This window comes from Micromonospora sp. NPDC049139 (assembly GCF_055586845.1).
On record NZ_JBVJHK010000001.1, the window covers coordinates 312,121 to 327,103 of the forward strand.

General features: G+C 71.6%; 15 protein-coding genes. 8 read left to right on the forward strand and 7 right to left on the reverse strand.

Features of this window, described 5'->3' with window-relative positions; all coding sequences use genetic code 11:
- Positions 1-31 precede the first annotated feature (31 nt).
- The 7 genes from ACZ6Q9_RS01415 to ACZ6Q9_RS01445 all read left to right on the forward strand — a co-directional run bounded on the left by ACZ6Q9_RS01415 (position 32) and on the right by ACZ6Q9_RS01445 (position 9,236).
- Positions 32-811 (forward strand): amino acid ABC transporter permease, encoded by a 780-nt coding sequence (locus tag ACZ6Q9_RS01415; protein ID WP_350708139.1) that lies wholly within the window; start codon positions 32-34, stop codon positions 809-811.
- A gap of 2 nt (positions 812-813) precedes the next feature.
- Positions 814-1,551: an amino acid ABC transporter ATP-binding protein gene (locus ACZ6Q9_RS01420; protein WP_357454770.1), complete on the forward strand. Its 738-nt coding sequence runs from the start codon at positions 814-816 to the stop codon at positions 1,549-1,551.
- A 533-nt stretch (positions 1,552-2,084) separates the two neighbouring features.
- Complete coding sequence (locus ACZ6Q9_RS01425; protein ID WP_396826871.1) at positions 2,085-3,215, forward strand: peptidoglycan recognition protein family protein; 1,131 nt, start codon at positions 2,085-2,087, stop codon at positions 3,213-3,215.
- 119 nt (positions 3,216-3,334) lie between these two features.
- A complete protein-coding gene (locus tag ACZ6Q9_RS01430; RefSeq protein WP_393264076.1) occupies positions 3,335-3,748 on the forward strand; it encodes a VOC family protein in 414 nt (137 codons plus the stop codon).
- 305 nt (positions 3,749-4,053) lie between these two features.
- Entirely contained in the window at positions 4,054-6,204 is a 2,151-nt protein-coding gene (locus ACZ6Q9_RS01435; protein ID WP_393264079.1) for an amylo-alpha-1,6-glucosidase, read from the forward strand.
- Positions 6,205-6,378: 174 nt separating this feature from the next.
- The gene (locus tag ACZ6Q9_RS01440; RefSeq protein ID WP_393264082.1) at positions 6,379-7,599 is read left to right on the forward strand and encodes a PP2C family protein-serine/threonine phosphatase; all 1,221 of its coding nucleotides are present in this window, start codon (positions 6,379-6,381) and stop codon (positions 7,597-7,599) included.
- A 62-nt stretch (positions 7,600-7,661) separates the two neighbouring features.
- Positions 7,662-9,236 (forward strand): FMN-binding glutamate synthase family protein, encoded by a 1,575-nt coding sequence (locus ACZ6Q9_RS01445; RefSeq protein WP_393264084.1) that lies wholly within the window; start codon positions 7,662-7,664, stop codon positions 9,234-9,236.
- Positions 9,237-9,270: 34 nt separating this feature from the next.
- Here the strand turns inward: ACZ6Q9_RS01445 and ACZ6Q9_RS01450 are convergent, their stop codons facing one another.
- On the reverse strand, positions 9,271-9,501 hold the full coding sequence (locus tag ACZ6Q9_RS01450) for a hypothetical protein (protein ID WP_393264087.1): 231 nt from the start codon (positions 9,499-9,501) through the stop codon (positions 9,271-9,273).
- Positions 9,502-9,598: 97 nt separating this feature from the next.
- Between ACZ6Q9_RS01450 and ACZ6Q9_RS01455 the strand changes: the two genes are divergently transcribed.
- Positions 9,599-10,336, forward strand: coding sequence for a TetR/AcrR family transcriptional regulator (locus ACZ6Q9_RS01455; protein ID WP_393264090.1), 738 nt, complete (start codon positions 9,599-9,601; stop codon positions 10,334-10,336).
- A 13-nt stretch (positions 10,337-10,349) separates the two neighbouring features.
- Here ACZ6Q9_RS01455 and ACZ6Q9_RS01460 read toward each other — a convergent pair whose 3' ends face one another.
- The 6 genes from ACZ6Q9_RS01460 to fdxA all read right to left on the reverse strand — a co-directional run bounded on the left by ACZ6Q9_RS01460 (position 10,350) and on the right by fdxA (position 14,946).
- On the reverse strand, positions 10,350-10,955 hold the full coding sequence (locus ACZ6Q9_RS01460) for a GNAT family N-acetyltransferase (RefSeq protein ID WP_393454157.1): 606 nt from the start codon (positions 10,953-10,955) through the stop codon (positions 10,350-10,352).
- 179 nt (positions 10,956-11,134) lie between these two features.
- The gene (locus ACZ6Q9_RS01465) at positions 11,135-11,764 is read right to left on the reverse strand and encodes a methyltransferase family protein (RefSeq protein ID WP_393454154.1); all 630 of its coding nucleotides are present in this window, start codon (positions 11,762-11,764) and stop codon (positions 11,135-11,137) included.
- Between the two features lie 4 nt (positions 11,765-11,768).
- Positions 11,769-12,482, reverse strand: a complete 714-nt coding sequence (locus ACZ6Q9_RS01470) for a cation efflux transmembrane domain-containing protein (protein WP_393264442.1) — start codon at positions 12,480-12,482, stop codon at positions 11,769-11,771.
- Positions 12,483-12,602: 120 nt separating this feature from the next.
- Positions 12,603-13,178, reverse strand: a complete 576-nt coding sequence (locus ACZ6Q9_RS01475; protein WP_393454151.1) for a dihydrofolate reductase family protein — start codon at positions 13,176-13,178, stop codon at positions 12,603-12,605.
- A 293-nt stretch (positions 13,179-13,471) separates the two neighbouring features.
- Positions 13,472-14,626 carry an FAD-dependent oxidoreductase gene (locus tag ACZ6Q9_RS01480; protein ID WP_393454148.1) on the reverse strand — a complete coding sequence of 385 codons (1,155 nt, stop codon included), beginning with the start codon at positions 14,624-14,626 and terminating at the stop codon, positions 13,472-13,474.
- Positions 14,623-14,946 (reverse strand): ferredoxin, encoded by a 324-nt coding sequence (gene fdxA, locus ACZ6Q9_RS01485; protein ID WP_393264103.1) that lies wholly within the window; start codon positions 14,944-14,946, stop codon positions 14,623-14,625. The genes ACZ6Q9_RS01480 and fdxA overlap by 4 nt, the downstream gene beginning before the upstream one ends.
- Positions 14,947-14,983 lie beyond the last annotated feature (37 nt).

Below are 14,983 nucleotides of genomic sequence, written 5' to 3' on the forward strand. Positions count from 1 at the left end.
CGACGAGCGAGCGGGACGGTAGGAGAACACGATGGATCCGTTGAGCACCCTGTGGGAGACCTTCTTCGACTGGGACTCCATGCGCGAGGCGCTGCCCGAGATGCTGACGGTCGGGCTGCCCAACACGCTGATCCTCGCGATCTCCGCCGCCCTGCTCGGCTCGGTGCTGGGCATGGGGCTGGCCGTCGCCGGCATCTCGCGTACCCGATGGTTGCGCTGGCCGGCGCGGGTCTACACCGACGTGTTCCGCGGCCTGCCGGCCGCGGCGACCATCCTGCTCATCGGCGTCGGTCTGGCGCCGCTGGGCATGGAGGTGTGGGGCCCCAACCCGTATCCCCTGGGCATCCTGGCGCTGTCGCTGATCGCGGCGGCCTACATCGGCGAGATCTTCCGCTCCGGCATCCAGTCGGTGGAGGCCGCCCAGCTGGAGGGGGCCCGGGCGCTGGGCCTGTCCTGGGGCGAGGCGATGCGCCTGGTGATCGTGCCGCAGGGCATCCGCCGGGTGCTGCCGGCCTGGGTGAACCAGCTGATCGCGCTGATCAAGGACTCCAGCCTGGTCTACTTCCTCGGCCTGCTGGCCAGCCAGCGGGAGCTGTTCCGGATCGGGCAGGACTACGCGGCGAACACCGGCAACCAGTCGGCGCTGCTGCTGGCCGGCCTGTTCTACCTGGCGCTGACCGTGCCGCTGACCCACGTCGTGAACTGGATCGACCGGCGGCTGCGGCACGGCCGGCAGGCCGCCGCGCCCGCCGACGCCGACGACGACCTCGACCTGGCGCTGCCGGGGGCGGCGGGAGGAAACCAGCGATGAGCATCGACACGACGACCTCGGTGAGCCTGAGCGTCCGCGACGTGCACCTGGCCTTCGGGTCGCACCGGGTGCTGCGCGGCGTGGACCTGGACGTCGCGCGGGGCGCGACGGCCTGCGTGATCGGCCCGTCCGGCTCGGGCAAGTCCACGCTTCTGCGCGCCATCAACCGGCTCATCGAGCCCGATCGGGGCGACGTGCTGCTCGACGGGCGCAGCGTGCTGGGCGACGACCCGGACGCCCTGCGGCAGCGGGTCGGCATGGTCTTCCAGCAGTTCAACCTCTTCCCGCACATGAGCGTGCTGCGCAACATCACCCTCGCGCTGCGCCGGATCAGGAAGCTTGGTGAGGACGAGGCGGCGGCGGTCGCCCGCGACCACCTGGAGCTGGTGGGGCTCGCGGCCAAGGCCGACGCCCGGCCGGCGCACCTGTCGGGCGGGCAGCAGCAGCGGGTCGCGATCGCCCGCGCGCTGGCGTTGCGGCCGCAGGTGATGCTCTTCGACGAGGCGACCTCGGCTCTGGACCCGGAGCTGGTCAAGGGGGTGCTGGGGCTGATGGCCGAGCTGTCCGCCGGCGGCATGACGATGGTGGTGGTCACCCACGAGATGGGCTTCGCCCGCGAGGTCGCCGACACCGTCGCGTTCATGGATCGCGGCGTGGTGCTGGAGGCCGGCGAGCCGGCCGCGATCTTCGAGGGGGCGGAGCACCCCCGGCTGCGCCGTTTCCTCTCCCAGGTGCTCTGACCCGCCGCGACGTCCCCACCGAGGAGCACCACCGGCGCCGCCGGGAACTGGGACAACGGGCATGCGGCCGTCTGAGGCGCATCTTCCGTGAATGCACGCGGTCCGGTGCCGACCGAGTATCGCGGGCACGCCGCTGTGCGGTGGTCCCCCGCTCGGTGCGGCCCGATCACCCGATCGTCGGCGGACCGTCCCTCTCGGAGGATCGTCGGACGCCGGTTCGCGCCGCGGATCCGCCCGTACCGGTCTACGCTGCCTGGTGACGCCCCCTGACGGTCCGCGCTGTCGTCGGTCCGGGCAGCCGGCTCGTTCACCGGCCGAAGCCTCCGTTGTCGGAAACCCGACGACCCACGGCCACCTGCGCGTCGCTGCCCGTGATCCTCTACCTCGGCACGGGCGGTCACCTGGACGACCGGTCGACTCCTTATTGACCAGCGGCGGCGGCCTGGGCAATATCTTCCACAACACAGGCGGCCACTGGAGTTTCCTTTCACACACCCCCTTCCCACCCCCGACCCGGCCGCACAGGAGATGCCATGCACCTCGACCACTCCGAACTGGACCGCCGGACCCTGCTGCGGGCCGGCCTCGGCGCCGCCACGGTCGCGGTCGTCGGAAGCGAACTCGCCTTCCCCTCCGCCGCGCAGGCGGACCCCGGCGCCGACCTGGACTGGATCTACAGCTGCGACGAGTGGGGCGCGCGTCCGCCGGCGGACCCGCTGTCGGTCAGCGCCATCCCCACCAACAAGATCATCGTGCACCACATGGCGTTCCCGAACGTCACCGACTACTCCGAGGCGCAGGCGATCAAGCTGGCCCGCGACTGCCAGGACCTGCACATGGACGGCAACCGCTGGTCCGACACCGGCCAGCACTTCACCGTCAGCCGCGGCGGATACGTCATGGAGGGGCGCCGAGGCAGCCTGGAGCGGCTGCAGGCCGGCGACCGGCAGATGATCTCGGCGCACTGTCCGGGCGAGAACGGCCGGGCGATCGGCATCGAGAACGAGGGCACGTACGTCACCGAGACTCCGCCGGAGGCGTTGCTGGACTCGCTGGTCAAGCTCTGCACGACCATCTGCCGGCAGTACGGTCTGCACGCCCACGACATCTTCGGGCACTGGGACTTCCGCACCACCCAGTGCCCCGGCGCCGCCTTCTACCGGCAGTTCCCCGACCTGCGCCGCCGGGTGTTCGAGGCGCTCGACACCGACCTGGCGGACGTGCCGGCCCGCCGCTGGCCGGACCTGTGGCGGTTCGTCGGCTCGCCGTCGGTGCGGGTCGTGCAGTACCTGCTGGCCCACCGCGGCTACACCGTGCCGGTCAACAGCGTCTTCGACGCCGCCACCGTCGCGGCCGTGCAGGACTGGCAGTACCGCAACGGCATCCCGGTCGACGTCGACGCCACCCTCACCGCGCCGACCTGGGAGACGCTGGCGCCGGAGCTGGACAAGGACGCCACCGGCATCCCGGTCAGCGCCGCCCAGTTCATGCTCAACTTCAAGGGGTGGGCGGACGTCGCCGTCACCGGCGAGTACGACCACGCCACCAAGAAGGCCGTCCAGGACCTCCAGGCGCTGCACGGCCTGCCCCGCGACGGCAAGCTCACCACCAACACGTGGTGCGTCCTCGTCGGCGGCGTCGTGCGCCACTCCTTCCGGCACTGACCGCCCGCGGCCCGTGGGACGGCCTCCCGCTCCCACGGGCCGCGAAACGCGGGCGCGCCTCGTCCACACCCGGCCCCTGATCTGCGACGATGACGCCTTCACGACCGGAGGAGGGTGCTGTGGCGTCTCGGCTCAACCCGTACATCAGCTTCCCGGGCACCGCGCGGGAGGCAATGGAGTTCTACCAGCGGGTGTTCGGCGGCTCGCTGTCGATGAGCACCTTCGGCGAGTTCGGCACCGACGATCCCGCGCTGACCGACAAGATCATGCATGCGATGTTGGAGACCGACCGGGGCTACACCCTGATGGCCTCGGACACCGCGCCGGGGATGGAGCACGACCCGGGCAACAACGTCGCCGTCAGCCTCAGCGGTGACGACGCCGACGATCTGCGCGGCTACTGGGAGAAGCTGACCGACGGCGGCACGGTGACCATGCCGCTGGAGAAGCAGATGTGGGGCGACGAGTTCGGCATGTGCGTCGACCGCTTCGGCACCCGCTGGATGGTGGACATCGTCCAGCCCCAGGGCTGATCTCGGGAGCGCTTCCGCGACCCGGCGGCCCGGCCGGAGGTGTACCGGCGGCGCGACCGGGTACCGACCGCTGTCCGACGGGTCCGCGGCGCGCCGCACCGGCGCGCCCGGGCCCGCAGCCGCCGGTCAGGGGGTGCACCGATGCCGTCGACGCCGCCGAGCGCGTCTGCCGCCGGGACCCCCGCCGGCCGCGCGACGTCGCCGCACCCGCCGGCCGCCCGCCCCGCCGGGACCGCCTCCGGCCGCGGGAGGTCGCGCCGGCCGCGGCCGCCCCGGACGCCGATGCCACGCCGGCCGCCGGGCCGATGAGCGGCGTCCGGAACCTGCGGGTCCGACCGGATCTGCTCTACGTGGCGAGCGGCTGGAGCACGCTGGTCACCGACGTGCGCGGCCGGATCACCGGCGCCGACCCGCAGGGCTTCTTCGCGCGCAACACCCGGGTGCTCAGCACGGAGCGCCTCGCCGTGGACGGCCGGGAGCCGGTGCCGTTCAGCACGGCCAACGTGGCCGGCCACGCCCAGCTCTCGTACGCCGCACTCGGCGACGGTGAGACACTGCCCTCCCGCGCGGCCTACCTCCTGGTGGAGCGCTTCGTCGGCGAGGGGCTGCGCACCCGGCTGACCGTGGTCAGCTACGCCCCGGTGCCGCTGGAACTGGAACTGCGGATCGATCTCGCCGCCGACTTCGCCGACACCAGCGAGGCCGAGACCGGCCGCCGGATGCAGTCGGGCGCGGTGGACGCGAGCTGGCACCCCGACGACCGCGAGCTGCGCCTGACCTACCGGTGCGACGGCCTCGACCGGGCGGTGGCGATCGGCGTACGCGCGGATTCGCCCGTCCGGTACGTGGACGACGCCGTCCTGGTCGCGGTCACGGTGCCGCCCCGGGGGTCGGGCCGGGTGGAACTCGTGGTCGAGCCGGTCTTCGAGGGACGGCGTCTCGCCGCGCCGCCGCCGACCTTCGCCGAGCCGGGCGACGACGCGGCCCGCGCCCGTGCCCACCTCGCCCGGGAACTGACCCGGCTGAGCAGCAGCAACTTCGACGTCACGGCGGCCTGGCGGTGCGCGGTCGACGACCTGGCGGTGCTGCCGCTGGGTGAGCCGGCCGGGCCGACGGCGCCGATGGCCGGCCTGCCGATCTACCAGGAGATCTTCGGCCGCGACACGATGACCGCGTCGTGGCAGGCCCTGCTCGCCGGGCCGACGATGCTGGCGGACAGCCTGCGGCTCAACGCCGGCCACCTCGGGCGCCGCATCGACGACTGGCGCGACGAGGAGCCCGGCAAGCCGTTGCACGAGGCCCGTCAGGGACCGGTGTCCGCGCTCGGGCTCGACCCGTTCAGCGGCTACTACGGCGACTGGTCGACCGCGCCGGACTTCCTGATCTTCCTCGGGCAGTACTTCGCGTGGACGGGGGATCTCGACACGGTGCGGGATCTGCTGCCGGTCGCGCGCCGCGCCCTGGACTGGATCGACCGGTACGGCGACCCCGACCGGGACGGCTTCCTCGAATACCACTGCCGGTCCCGGGCCGGGCTGAAGAACCAGGGGTGGAAGGACTCGGACACCGCGATCGTCGACGAGCACGGCGAGGTGGTGCCCAACCCGATCGCGACCAGCGAGCTCCAGGCGTACTGGTACGCCGCGCTGCGGCACGCCGCCGTGGTGTTCGCCGCGGCCGGTCACCCCGCGCTCGGCGCCCGGCTGCTCCGCCGGGCCACGGTCCTTCGTCGCCGTTTCCACCGCGCCTACTGGATGCCCGAGCGGGGCTGTCACGCCATGGCGCTCGACCCGGACAAGCGTCAGGTGCGTTCGGTCAACTCCAACGACGGTCACCTGCTCGCCACCGGGATCGTGCCGGCCCGGCTCGCTCCCCTGGTCGCCGACCGGCTGCTCGCCGACGACATGTTCAGCGGCTGGGGGGTGCGCACCCTGTCGTCGGCACACCCGGCGTACAACCCGTTCAGCTACCACCGGGGCAGCGTCTGGCCCGTGGAGGCGGGCACGATCGGCCTCGGGCTGGCCCGGTACGGCTGCTGGGAGCACCTGCACCGCCTCGCCGAGGGGATGTTCGCCGCGGCGGCGCTCTTCACCGAGCACCGCCTGCCGGAGGTGCTCAGCGGCCTGCCGCGCGACGACGCGCACCCGCACCCCGGCGTCTACCCGAACTCGTGCTCCCCGCAGGCCTGGTCCGCCAGCGCGGTCGTCGCGCTCATCCAGGCGCTGCTGGCGCTGCGCCCGGCCGCGCCGCTGCGAACGATCTTCGTCGACCCGCACCTGCCCGAGTGGCTGCCGGACCTCGTCCTCGAGGGCGTGCAGGTCGGCGGGCGCACCGTCGACCTGACCGTCCGGCGTGGACGCGGCGGGCGTACGTCGCTGCGCGCCCGCGGCGACCGGATCGCGGTGGTGCGCCGGCCGACGCTCCAGGCGATGTCCGCCCGCCGGCACCGCCCCTGACCGGCCGCGAATCCGGGACCGCCGGCGCCGCTGCCGGTCTCGAAACACCCGAACGGGCCGGTTCGGGACGATCCTCGCGGTCGTCACCGTCCGGCCGGCGTCGCGCACCGTACGGGCTGCTGTCGGCGCAGGTCGGATAGCGGCGGAACCAGCCAGCGGGACTAGGATCCTGTCGTGGCCGACGCGGGGCTCATCCAGGACGACGAGCGGTTACGCCGTCTCGAGGCGGTGACCGACGCTGCCCTGTCCCGGCTCGACGCGGCCGATCTCTTCGACGAGCTGCTCGATCGCGTCCGGGATCTGCTCGGCGTCGACACCGCGGCCATCCTGCTGCTGGACGCGCACGCCCAGCAGCTCGTGGCCACCGCCGCCAAGGGTCTCGAGGAGGAGGTCCGGCAAGGTTTCCGCGTCTCGGTCGGCCGGGGTTTCGCCGGCCGGATCGCGCTGACCCGACAGCCGGTGGTCATCGAGGAGGTCACCCCCGACGCGGTGGTCAACCCCATCCTGCTGGCGATGGGCCTGACGTCGCTGCTGGGCGTGCCGATATTCGCCCGTGGTGAGCTCATCGGCGTGCTACACGTCGGCACGCTGCAGCACCGTCAGTTCACCGCCGACGACGTCCGCCTGCTGGAGTTGGTCGCCGACCGGGCCAGCCTGGCCCATTTCGCCCGGGCGAACAACCTGGCGCAGACCGCCGCCCTCGCCCTGCAGCGCAGCCTGCTGCCCAACCAGCTGCCCGAGGTGCCCGGCCTGGCCATGTCCGCCCGGTACGTGCCCGGTCACGTCGCCGGCGTCGGCGGGGACTGGTACGACGTGTTCAGCCTGCCGTCGGGCTGGCTGGGGCTGGTGATCGGCGACGTGTCGGGGCACGGCCTGCAGTCGGCCGTGGTGATGGGGCGCGTCCGCAGCGCGCTGCGCGCGTACGCGCTGGTCTGCGGCGATCCGGCGGAGGCGTTGGCGCTGCTGGACCGGAAGGTCTCCCACTTCGAGGCCGGCAGCCTGACCACGGCCCTCTACGTCATGGTCTCCCCTGATCGAAGCAGGATCCGGATCTCCAGCGCCGGGCACCTGCAACCCGTCCTCGCCGTGCCGGGCCGGCCGGGCGCCCTGGTCCCGGTCCCCGTCGACCCTCCGCTCGGCACGGGCCGCCGCCCGCCCGCCCGCCGGCAGACCGAGGTGGACCTTCCGCCGGGGGCCGTCCTGGCCTGCTTCACCGACGGGCTCGTCGAACGCCGCGACGAGGTCATCGACGTCGGCCTCCAGCAGCTCGTCCACGCGGTCCGGCCGGACCCTCCCGAGGAGGTCTGCCGCACCGTCATGGCGGCCCTCGGCGTCGAGCAACCGACCGACGACATCGCCCTGCTGGTGGTCCGTCGGCAGCCGACGCACGGCTGATCCGGCCGGGTCCGCCCCGCCGGCCCGTTTGGCGGAGGGCGATCGCGGAAAGAGTGGCGGGCATGAAGTGGGCAAGTCGAGCCGTACCCGCCGCCGTCGCCGCCGTCGCGGCCCTCGCCGCGCGCGACCTGATCCAGCGCGACCACGCGTTGCTGCGCAACTTCCCGGTCCTCGGCCGGGCCCGCTACCTGCTGGAGTCGATCGGGCCGGAGCTGCGCCAGTACATCGTCGCGGGCAACAACGAGGAGCGCCCGTTCACCCGCGACCAGCGCCGCTGGGTGTACGCGTCGGCGAAGCAGCAGAACAACTACTTCGGTTTCGGCACCGACAACGACATCGAGTTCACCCCCGGCTATCCGATCATCAAGCACCGCACCTTCGGCCGCGCCGTACCGCCGTCCACTCCGGGTGCCGGGCACGATGTGCGGCTGCCGTGCGCGAAGGTGCTCGGCGCCGCCCGGAGCCGGGCCCACGCCTTCCGGCCCGAGTCGGTGGTGAACATCTCCGGAATGAGCTTCGGCTCGCTCTCCGGCAACGCGGTGGAGGCCCTCAACCGGGGCGCGGCGCTGGCGGGCTGCCTGCAGAACACCGGCGAGGGTGGGCTGTCCCCGTACCACCGCAAGGGCGGTGACCTGGTCTTCCAGATCGGCACGGCGTACTTCGGCTGCCGGGACGAGCAGGGCCGGTTCAGCCTCGACCGGCTCAGGGACCTCGTCGCCGGGGCGCCCGTGCGGGCGCTGGAGGTCAAGCTCAGCCAGGGCGCCAAGCCCAGCCTCGGTGGCCTGCTGCCGGCCGCCAAGGTCTCCGCGGAGATCGCCGCGACCCGGGGCATCGCGCCGGGGCGGGACTGCGTGAGCCCGTCCCGGCACGCCGAGTTCTCCGACTGCGACAGCCTGCTCGACTGGGTGGAGCTGCTCGCCGCCGAGACCGGCCTGCCGGTGGGCATCAAGTCCGCGGTGGGCGACCTCGGCTTCTGGGAGGAGCTGGCCACCCTGATGCGCGACACCGGGCGCGGGGTCGACTTCGTCACCGTCGACGGCGGCGAGGGCGGCACGGGCGCCGCGCCGTTGATCTTCACCGACTCGGTGTCGCTGCCGTTCCAGCAGGGCTTCACCCGCGTCTACAAGGTCTTCGCCGAACGCGACCTGCACGAGCAGGTGGTCTTCGTCGGCGCCGGCAAGCTCGGCCTGCCCGACAACGCCGTGGTGGCGTTCGCGCTCGGCTGCGACATGGTGAACGTCGGCCGGGAGGCGATGCTGGCGATCGGCTGCATCCAGGCCCAGAAGTGCCACACCGACACGTGCCCCACCGGCGTCGCCACGCAGAACCCGTGGCTCGCCCGGGGCCTCGACCCGACCCGGAAGTCGGTCCGCGCGGCCAACTACGTCAGGACCCTGCGGCGGGACCTTTTCAAGGTCGCCGAGGCGTGCGGTGTCGAGCATCCGGGCCTGATCGACACCGACGCCATCGAGGTCCTCGACGGCCGCACCGCCTCCCACCCGCTGCACGAGGTGTACGGGTACCGCCCCGGCTGGGGCCTGCCGTCCGCCGCCGACCGGGCGGAGATCGTACGCCTGATGACGGCGGAGGCGCCGCGGGGCGGCAGCGCCCCGCCCTCGCCGACCGCGATGCCGTGATCGAGGTGTTCACCACCGTGTGCTTGGCGGGTGCTCAAGGGGCTGTGTCGGAGTAGACCTCGACGTCGTAGAGCAACTGCACGTTGCGGCGGCCGTTCGTGATGCCGACGAAGATCGGGTCACCGGCCGGGGTGGAGCCCTGGCGCCACACCTGTTCCCGAGCAGCTTCCCGCGACTCGTGATGGATCTTGCCCGCTTGGTGCAGTTGCAGGACGCGACGGGCGGTGGTCCGGTCGCTGTCGAGGTGGACTCGCAGCAGAGGCATGGCGTGAACTCCTTGCCGACCGTCAAGGCCATCCTTTCGTACGTTCGACTAGCTTACCGCTGTTAAATTGCCTGTCCACTGGACTAGAGTCGGCTCCATGACCACCGCAGAGCCCGGTGTGCCGACGACACCCTCGGCGGGGCGACGGGGCAGCCGCACCCCTCCGCCGGTGTGGCTACGGGCGGAGTCCTCGCGTGCACGGCGCAAACCGCCGCTGACCCTTGAGCGCATCGTGGACACAGCGGTGACCTTGCTGGACGAGCACGGCATCGAGGGCCTGACGATGCGCTGCCTTGCCCAGCAGCTCGACGTGACGGCGACTGCGTTGTACTGGCACGTGAGGACGAAGGATGACGTCCTGGACCTGGCCGTCGACCGGATCTTCGGCGACGTGCCAGTTCCGGACGTGAGCGACAACTGGCTGGAGGACATCCGCGTCCTCGTCCGAGGCTGGCGTGGCGCCATGCTGGGCCATCCCTGGGCACCAAGGCTGGTCGGACGTCCGATGCTCGGGCCCAACGTCCTGGCCCGTACCGAGTTCCTGCAATCGGCGCTGGTGCGCGGCGGCTGTTGCGGACTTCAGCTTGCGGTGGCCACGCGAATGCTGGCCAACTACGTCATCGGCGCCTCGCTCACGGAAGCCACGTGGCACCAGACCGCGGACCCTGACGCGAGAGCCGCAGCCCGCGACCATGTCGCCGCGAGCGCCAACGCCTATCCGACCCTCAGCGCCTCTGGCCATCTCGACGACACCCGATGGGACGACAACCTGCTGTTCGAGGAGGGCCTCAACGGGATTCTCCTGACAGCGGCACGGACAGGGATGCCGGAATGAGCATGTGCGCCACTCAGTTCTTTGGTTCCGGCTGGCGCGCGTCCGGCTGGACAGCGGGATCGTGGAGCGCCGCCGATCGCGACAGCCATTCCCGGGCCACCATCGCGAACACGAGCCGGTCGGCCCACTCGCCGCGGAACAGGTAGCTCTCGACATGCCGCGCCTCGCACCGCATCCCCAGCCGGGTCATCAGCCGGGCCGACGCCTCGTTGCCGGCGTGGCACCGGCCGTAAACGCGGTGCAGGCCGAACTCCTCGAAGCCCCATCCCAGCAGCGCCGCCACGGCCTCGGTGGCCAGCCCCCGGCCGGAGAACTCCGGGTTGAAGACGTACCCGATCTCGGCGGTGCGGTCGGCCCGGCTCCGCCAGACCAGCTCGACGGTGCCGGTCACCCGCCCGTCCAGCTCGGCGGCCAACGTCAGGATGTCACCCTCGGCACGCAGCCCGTCCTCGCGGGTCATCGTCGCCACCGACTCCCGCGACTGCTCGCGGCTGCGCGGCTCGTTGCCGAGCATCCAGCGGCACACGTCGGGCCGGCGCTGGTACGCGTACACGTCGTCAAGGTCGTCCATCGTGACCGGCCGGAGGGTGAGCCGGCGCGCGCGAATCGGGGTGAACACCGCCGGAGCGTACGGGATTCGGCCCGTTCGGTCCGGACCATTTCGACAGAGCCCGGGGCAGGCGGCCTGAGCCGACCTGGCGCATGCCGCGCTGGGCACCCACCCGTAGTCGGTCGGTCCGGGTATGGCCAGGGCCTGACCGACCACCGTCTCCGTACCTGTCAGGTCGGGGACGGCTCCTACCCGCGGCCTGCGACCTTGGCGGGCTCGGCGAGGCGACCGGTGCCGGGCAGGAACCGGCCCACCCGCGAGGCATAGGCGGCGTAGGCAGCGCCGTGCATACGGGCGAGGTATGGCTCCTCCACCGCGCGGACCTGCAACTGGATCGACACGACCAGGACCACGGTGGCGGCGAGGGAGATCGGGTTCGGCACCATCAGGGCCAGGGCCAGGCCCGTCACGATCATCGCGGTGAAGATCGGGTTGCGGGCCAGCGCGAACGCACCGTCGGTGACCAGGTCGGTACGTTCGTCAGGGTCGACCCCGACCCGCCACGAGGTGCCCATGCCCGTTTGCGCGGCGAGGGCGGCGATCACTCCGGCGACGGCGAGCACCAGTCCGATGATCCGCATCGTGGGCCGGTCGAGAGTGTCGATCGGGTTCATGCCGGCGAGCGCGGCGACCGGGCCCGCCGCGCCGAGCAGCAGCGCGGCGACGAACAGCAGCTTGGCCCACCAGCGCAGCGTGCCGGCCGGTACGGGGTCCAGCCGCAGTCCGGTGTCGCCGGTGCGGCGCCACTGCGCGAAACTGCGCCACCCGAACGCCAGTCCGAGGGCGAGCAGGTAGATCAGTAGGGCGACGGCGGCCATCGGCTCACTCCTTGCCGGCGCAGCAGTCGTCACCGCAGCCATCCACGGACGCGGACGGGGCGGTCATGGCGGACACCGCGGTGGCCGGCGGGCAGCAGGTGTCACCGCGCCACGCCTCGCGGCCTTCCTTCACCGCGACGGCGGCGATGACGAGGGCGGCGACCGGGTCGGCCCACCACCAGCCGAACAACGAGTTGGCCGCCAGCCCGACCAGCAGCACCGCGGACAGGTAGGTGCACAGCAGAGTCTGTTTGGAATCGGCCACCGCCGAGGCGGAGCCGAGTTCACGACCGGCGCGGCGCTGCACGGCCGACAGCACCGGCATCACGACCAAAGACAGCGCGGCCAGGACCAGGCCAACGGCGGAGTGCGCAGCCCGGTCGGCGCCGGCCAGGGCCCGCACCGACTCCACCGTCACGTAGGCCGCGAGGGCAAAGAACGACACTGCGATGATCCGCAGCGTGGTGCGTTCGCGGCGTTCGTGGTCGGCGGCGGAGAACTGCCACGCCACCGCGGCCGCCGAGACGACCTCGATGACCGAGTCCAGCCCGAAGCCGATCAGCGCCGTCGACGACGCGAGAGTCCCCGCGGTGATCGCCACCACCGCCTCGACGACGTTGTAGGTGATGGTCGCGGCGACCAGCAGCCTCACCCGGCGGGCAAGCACCGCCCGCCGGGTCCCATGGCCGAAACGCGCCAGCACCTGCCCGTGCGTCAACCTCTCCACACCCCCAACCATACAGCAGCCGCTGTATTCAGCAAAGACTGTACCGTGGTGAGAGGTGGATCAGGTGGCGAACAGGTAGTCGTTGGCCTTTCGCTGGAAGCGAGCCGATGGCTACCTTCTCGGCTCGTACCGCATCACCACCGCCCCCGAGGCGAACTCCAGCCGACTCACGAGCTTCAAGTCGACACACTTCGATAGACCTGCGAACGGTGTCGGCCCGTGACCCGCTATCCGGGGCTGCACCACGAACTCGTACTCATCGATCAATCCCAGCTCCGCCAACGCCAGCGGGAGCTGCACGCCTGACACGAAGAGCCCCTTACCCGACTCCTGCTTGAGCTGCTGAACGGCCTTGCCCAGATCCCCGCGCACGAACTCCGCGTTCCAATCGACCCGCTCCAGGGTGCTTGACACGACGTACTTCTTTGCCGCGTTGATCGTCTGGGCGAAGGGCTCCATCCAATCAGGTCTCGACCCCGTCGGCGCCGCCGGCCGCCACGCTGTCTCCATCATCTCGTACATCACCCGGCCGAAGAGAAGTGCGTCGGCCCGGGCGAGGTTCTCGGTGTGGTGACGATGCAAGTCCTCGTCGGCGGGAATTGCACGATGGTCGCAGCACCCGTCCAATGTGACGTTGATGGAATACCGAAGTGGTCGCATTCCGCTCGCCTCGTCGCGTGTGGTCATGGGCGTGGTCTCCTCATGGCTGGCGGGTCCGGTCCGATGAGGGACGAACACCACAACCGTTGCGTCGCCCCGGTCATGGCCAGCAGCATACGGGGCGCTGCCCCGGTTATGCGGGACGCGGATTTGGCCCGGACGTCATCGCCGCCACGATCGACGGTGCGGCCATTGTCAAGCAGTACCGAGCCCGCGGCGGCCCCGTCGGACTCGTCCCTCGCAAACCGCGCTACCCACTGATCCCGGCCGGGCCGGCGCCGATGACGGCGACCCGTGCGGGATTGCGCATGGTCGGTTCCTCACTTGCGTACGTGATCCTGCAAAAGCGTTCTTGCGGTTTGGAAGGTATCCGCGCGTGTGGCGCCGACGAGGCCGATGCAGCCGCGTTTGGCCCAGCCCGTGACGTAGAGTCCCGGCTCGCCGAGCACCGCCCCGGCGCGATGCGGAACAGTGCGGGTTTCGGGGTCGAAGGGCACACCTGCCAGGGGTGAGGCGGCGTAGCCGATGGCGCGGTAGACGGCCTGGACCTTGTGGTCCTCGTAGTCACCGGAACCGGTGATGTGCCCGTAGCCGTCGGGAACGGCACGTTCGGTGCGCAGCCCTTGCACCCGGTCGACGCCGAGAATGGCTGCGGGGATCCGGTAGAAGTGCAGGTGGACGCGCCGTGACGCGGTCCGTGCGGCAGCGGGGATCCGCGACCAGGCTCGCAGGATGTCGACGACCTTCCGGGTGGGCGCGAATTGCCGGGTCATGCGCTCCATGTGCAGATCGGGGGCCAGGTCGGCAGGGTCAACGATGACATCGACGTCATCCTGGTCACCGATCTCGCCCAGCTCCGTAGGGCTGAAGCGGGTGTCGGCCGGGCCGCGGCGCGCGAACAGATGGATGTCGCGGACGGGGCTGGCGGCGAACTCATTCGACACGTGCAACGGGATGCCGGTGCCGGCGAGGGCGTACGCGGGCTTGCTCAGCATCCGAATCACATCGAGGGCGACGTTGCCGGCGCCGATCACCGCAACGGACTCCGCTCGCAGCGCCCACGCCGGCGGCGCGTCGGGGTGGCCGCCGTACCAGGCGACGAAGTCCGCCGCCCCGAAGGAGCCGGGCAGACCGAGGCCGGGTAGCTCGACGGGGACGTCCCGCCGGGCGCCGGTGGCGATGACGACCGCGTCGTAGCGGTTGCGCAGGTCGCGCACCGTGACGTCGGTGCCGATCTCGACACCGCAGAAGAGCTGGGCGCCGCTGCCGGCGAGCACGGCACGAAGCTCGTCGGTGAGCTGCTTGACCCGGGCGGGATGGTCCGGGGCGATGCCGTGCCGGACCAGGCCATACGGGGCGGGCAGCCGCTCGAAGATGTCTATCCGCGTCCCGGGTGCGAGCTCGCTCAAGGCACCGGCGGCGTGGACACCGGCCGGGCCGGCGCCGACGATCGCCACGGACAACTCGATCGTCACTCCGTCTCCTGCGGTGGCAGCGCGGCCACGAGCGCATGGTCAGCCGGGATGGGCCCGACCCGCCCGGCCGCGCCCGGCGACCCCAGTTCGTCGAAGAACTCGGCGTTGACGGCCCGGTAGCCCTTCCACTCGACGGGCAGATCACGCTGGTACCAGATCGCTTCGACGGAGCAGACCGGTTCGCAGGCTCCGCGGTCGACGCACTCGTCCGGATGGACATACAGCATCCGATCGCCCTCGTAGACGCAGTCGGCGGGGCATTCGTCGACGCACGCCTTAACCTTCAGATCCACGCACGGCAACGCGATCACGTAAGTCACGGCGTGAACGCTAAGACCTCAACCGCACTTCACCTCA

Excerpts from the sequence above, each read along its gene's own strand:
- ACZ6Q9_RS01475 (WP_393454151.1), bottom strand. The coding sequence starts at position 13,178 with ATGACCACACGCGACGAGGCGAGCGGAATGCGACCACTTCGGTATTCC.
- ACZ6Q9_RS01435 (WP_393264079.1), top strand. The coding sequence starts at position 4,054 with ATGAGCGGCGTCCGGAACCTGCGGGTCCGACCGGATCTGCTCTACGTG.
- ACZ6Q9_RS01450 (WP_393264087.1), bottom strand. The coding sequence starts at position 9,501 with ATGCCTCTGCTGCGAGTCCACCTCGACAGCGACCGGACCACCGCCCGT.
- ACZ6Q9_RS01445 (WP_393264084.1), top strand. The coding sequence starts at position 7,662 with ATGAAGTGGGCAAGTCGAGCCGTACCCGCCGCCGTCGCCGCCGTCGCG.
- ACZ6Q9_RS01425 (WP_396826871.1), top strand. The coding sequence starts at position 2,085 with ATGCACCTCGACCACTCCGAACTGGACCGCCGGACCCTGCTGCGGGCC.
- ACZ6Q9_RS01465 (WP_393454154.1), bottom strand. The coding sequence starts at position 11,764 with ATGGCCGCCGTCGCCCTACTGATCTACCTGCTCGCCCTCGGACTGGCG.
- ACZ6Q9_RS01455 (WP_393264090.1), top strand. The coding sequence starts at position 9,599 with ATGACCACCGCAGAGCCCGGTGTGCCGACGACACCCTCGGCGGGGCGA.
- ACZ6Q9_RS01415 (WP_350708139.1), top strand. The coding sequence starts at position 32 with ATGGATCCGTTGAGCACCCTGTGGGAGACCTTCTTCGACTGGGACTCC.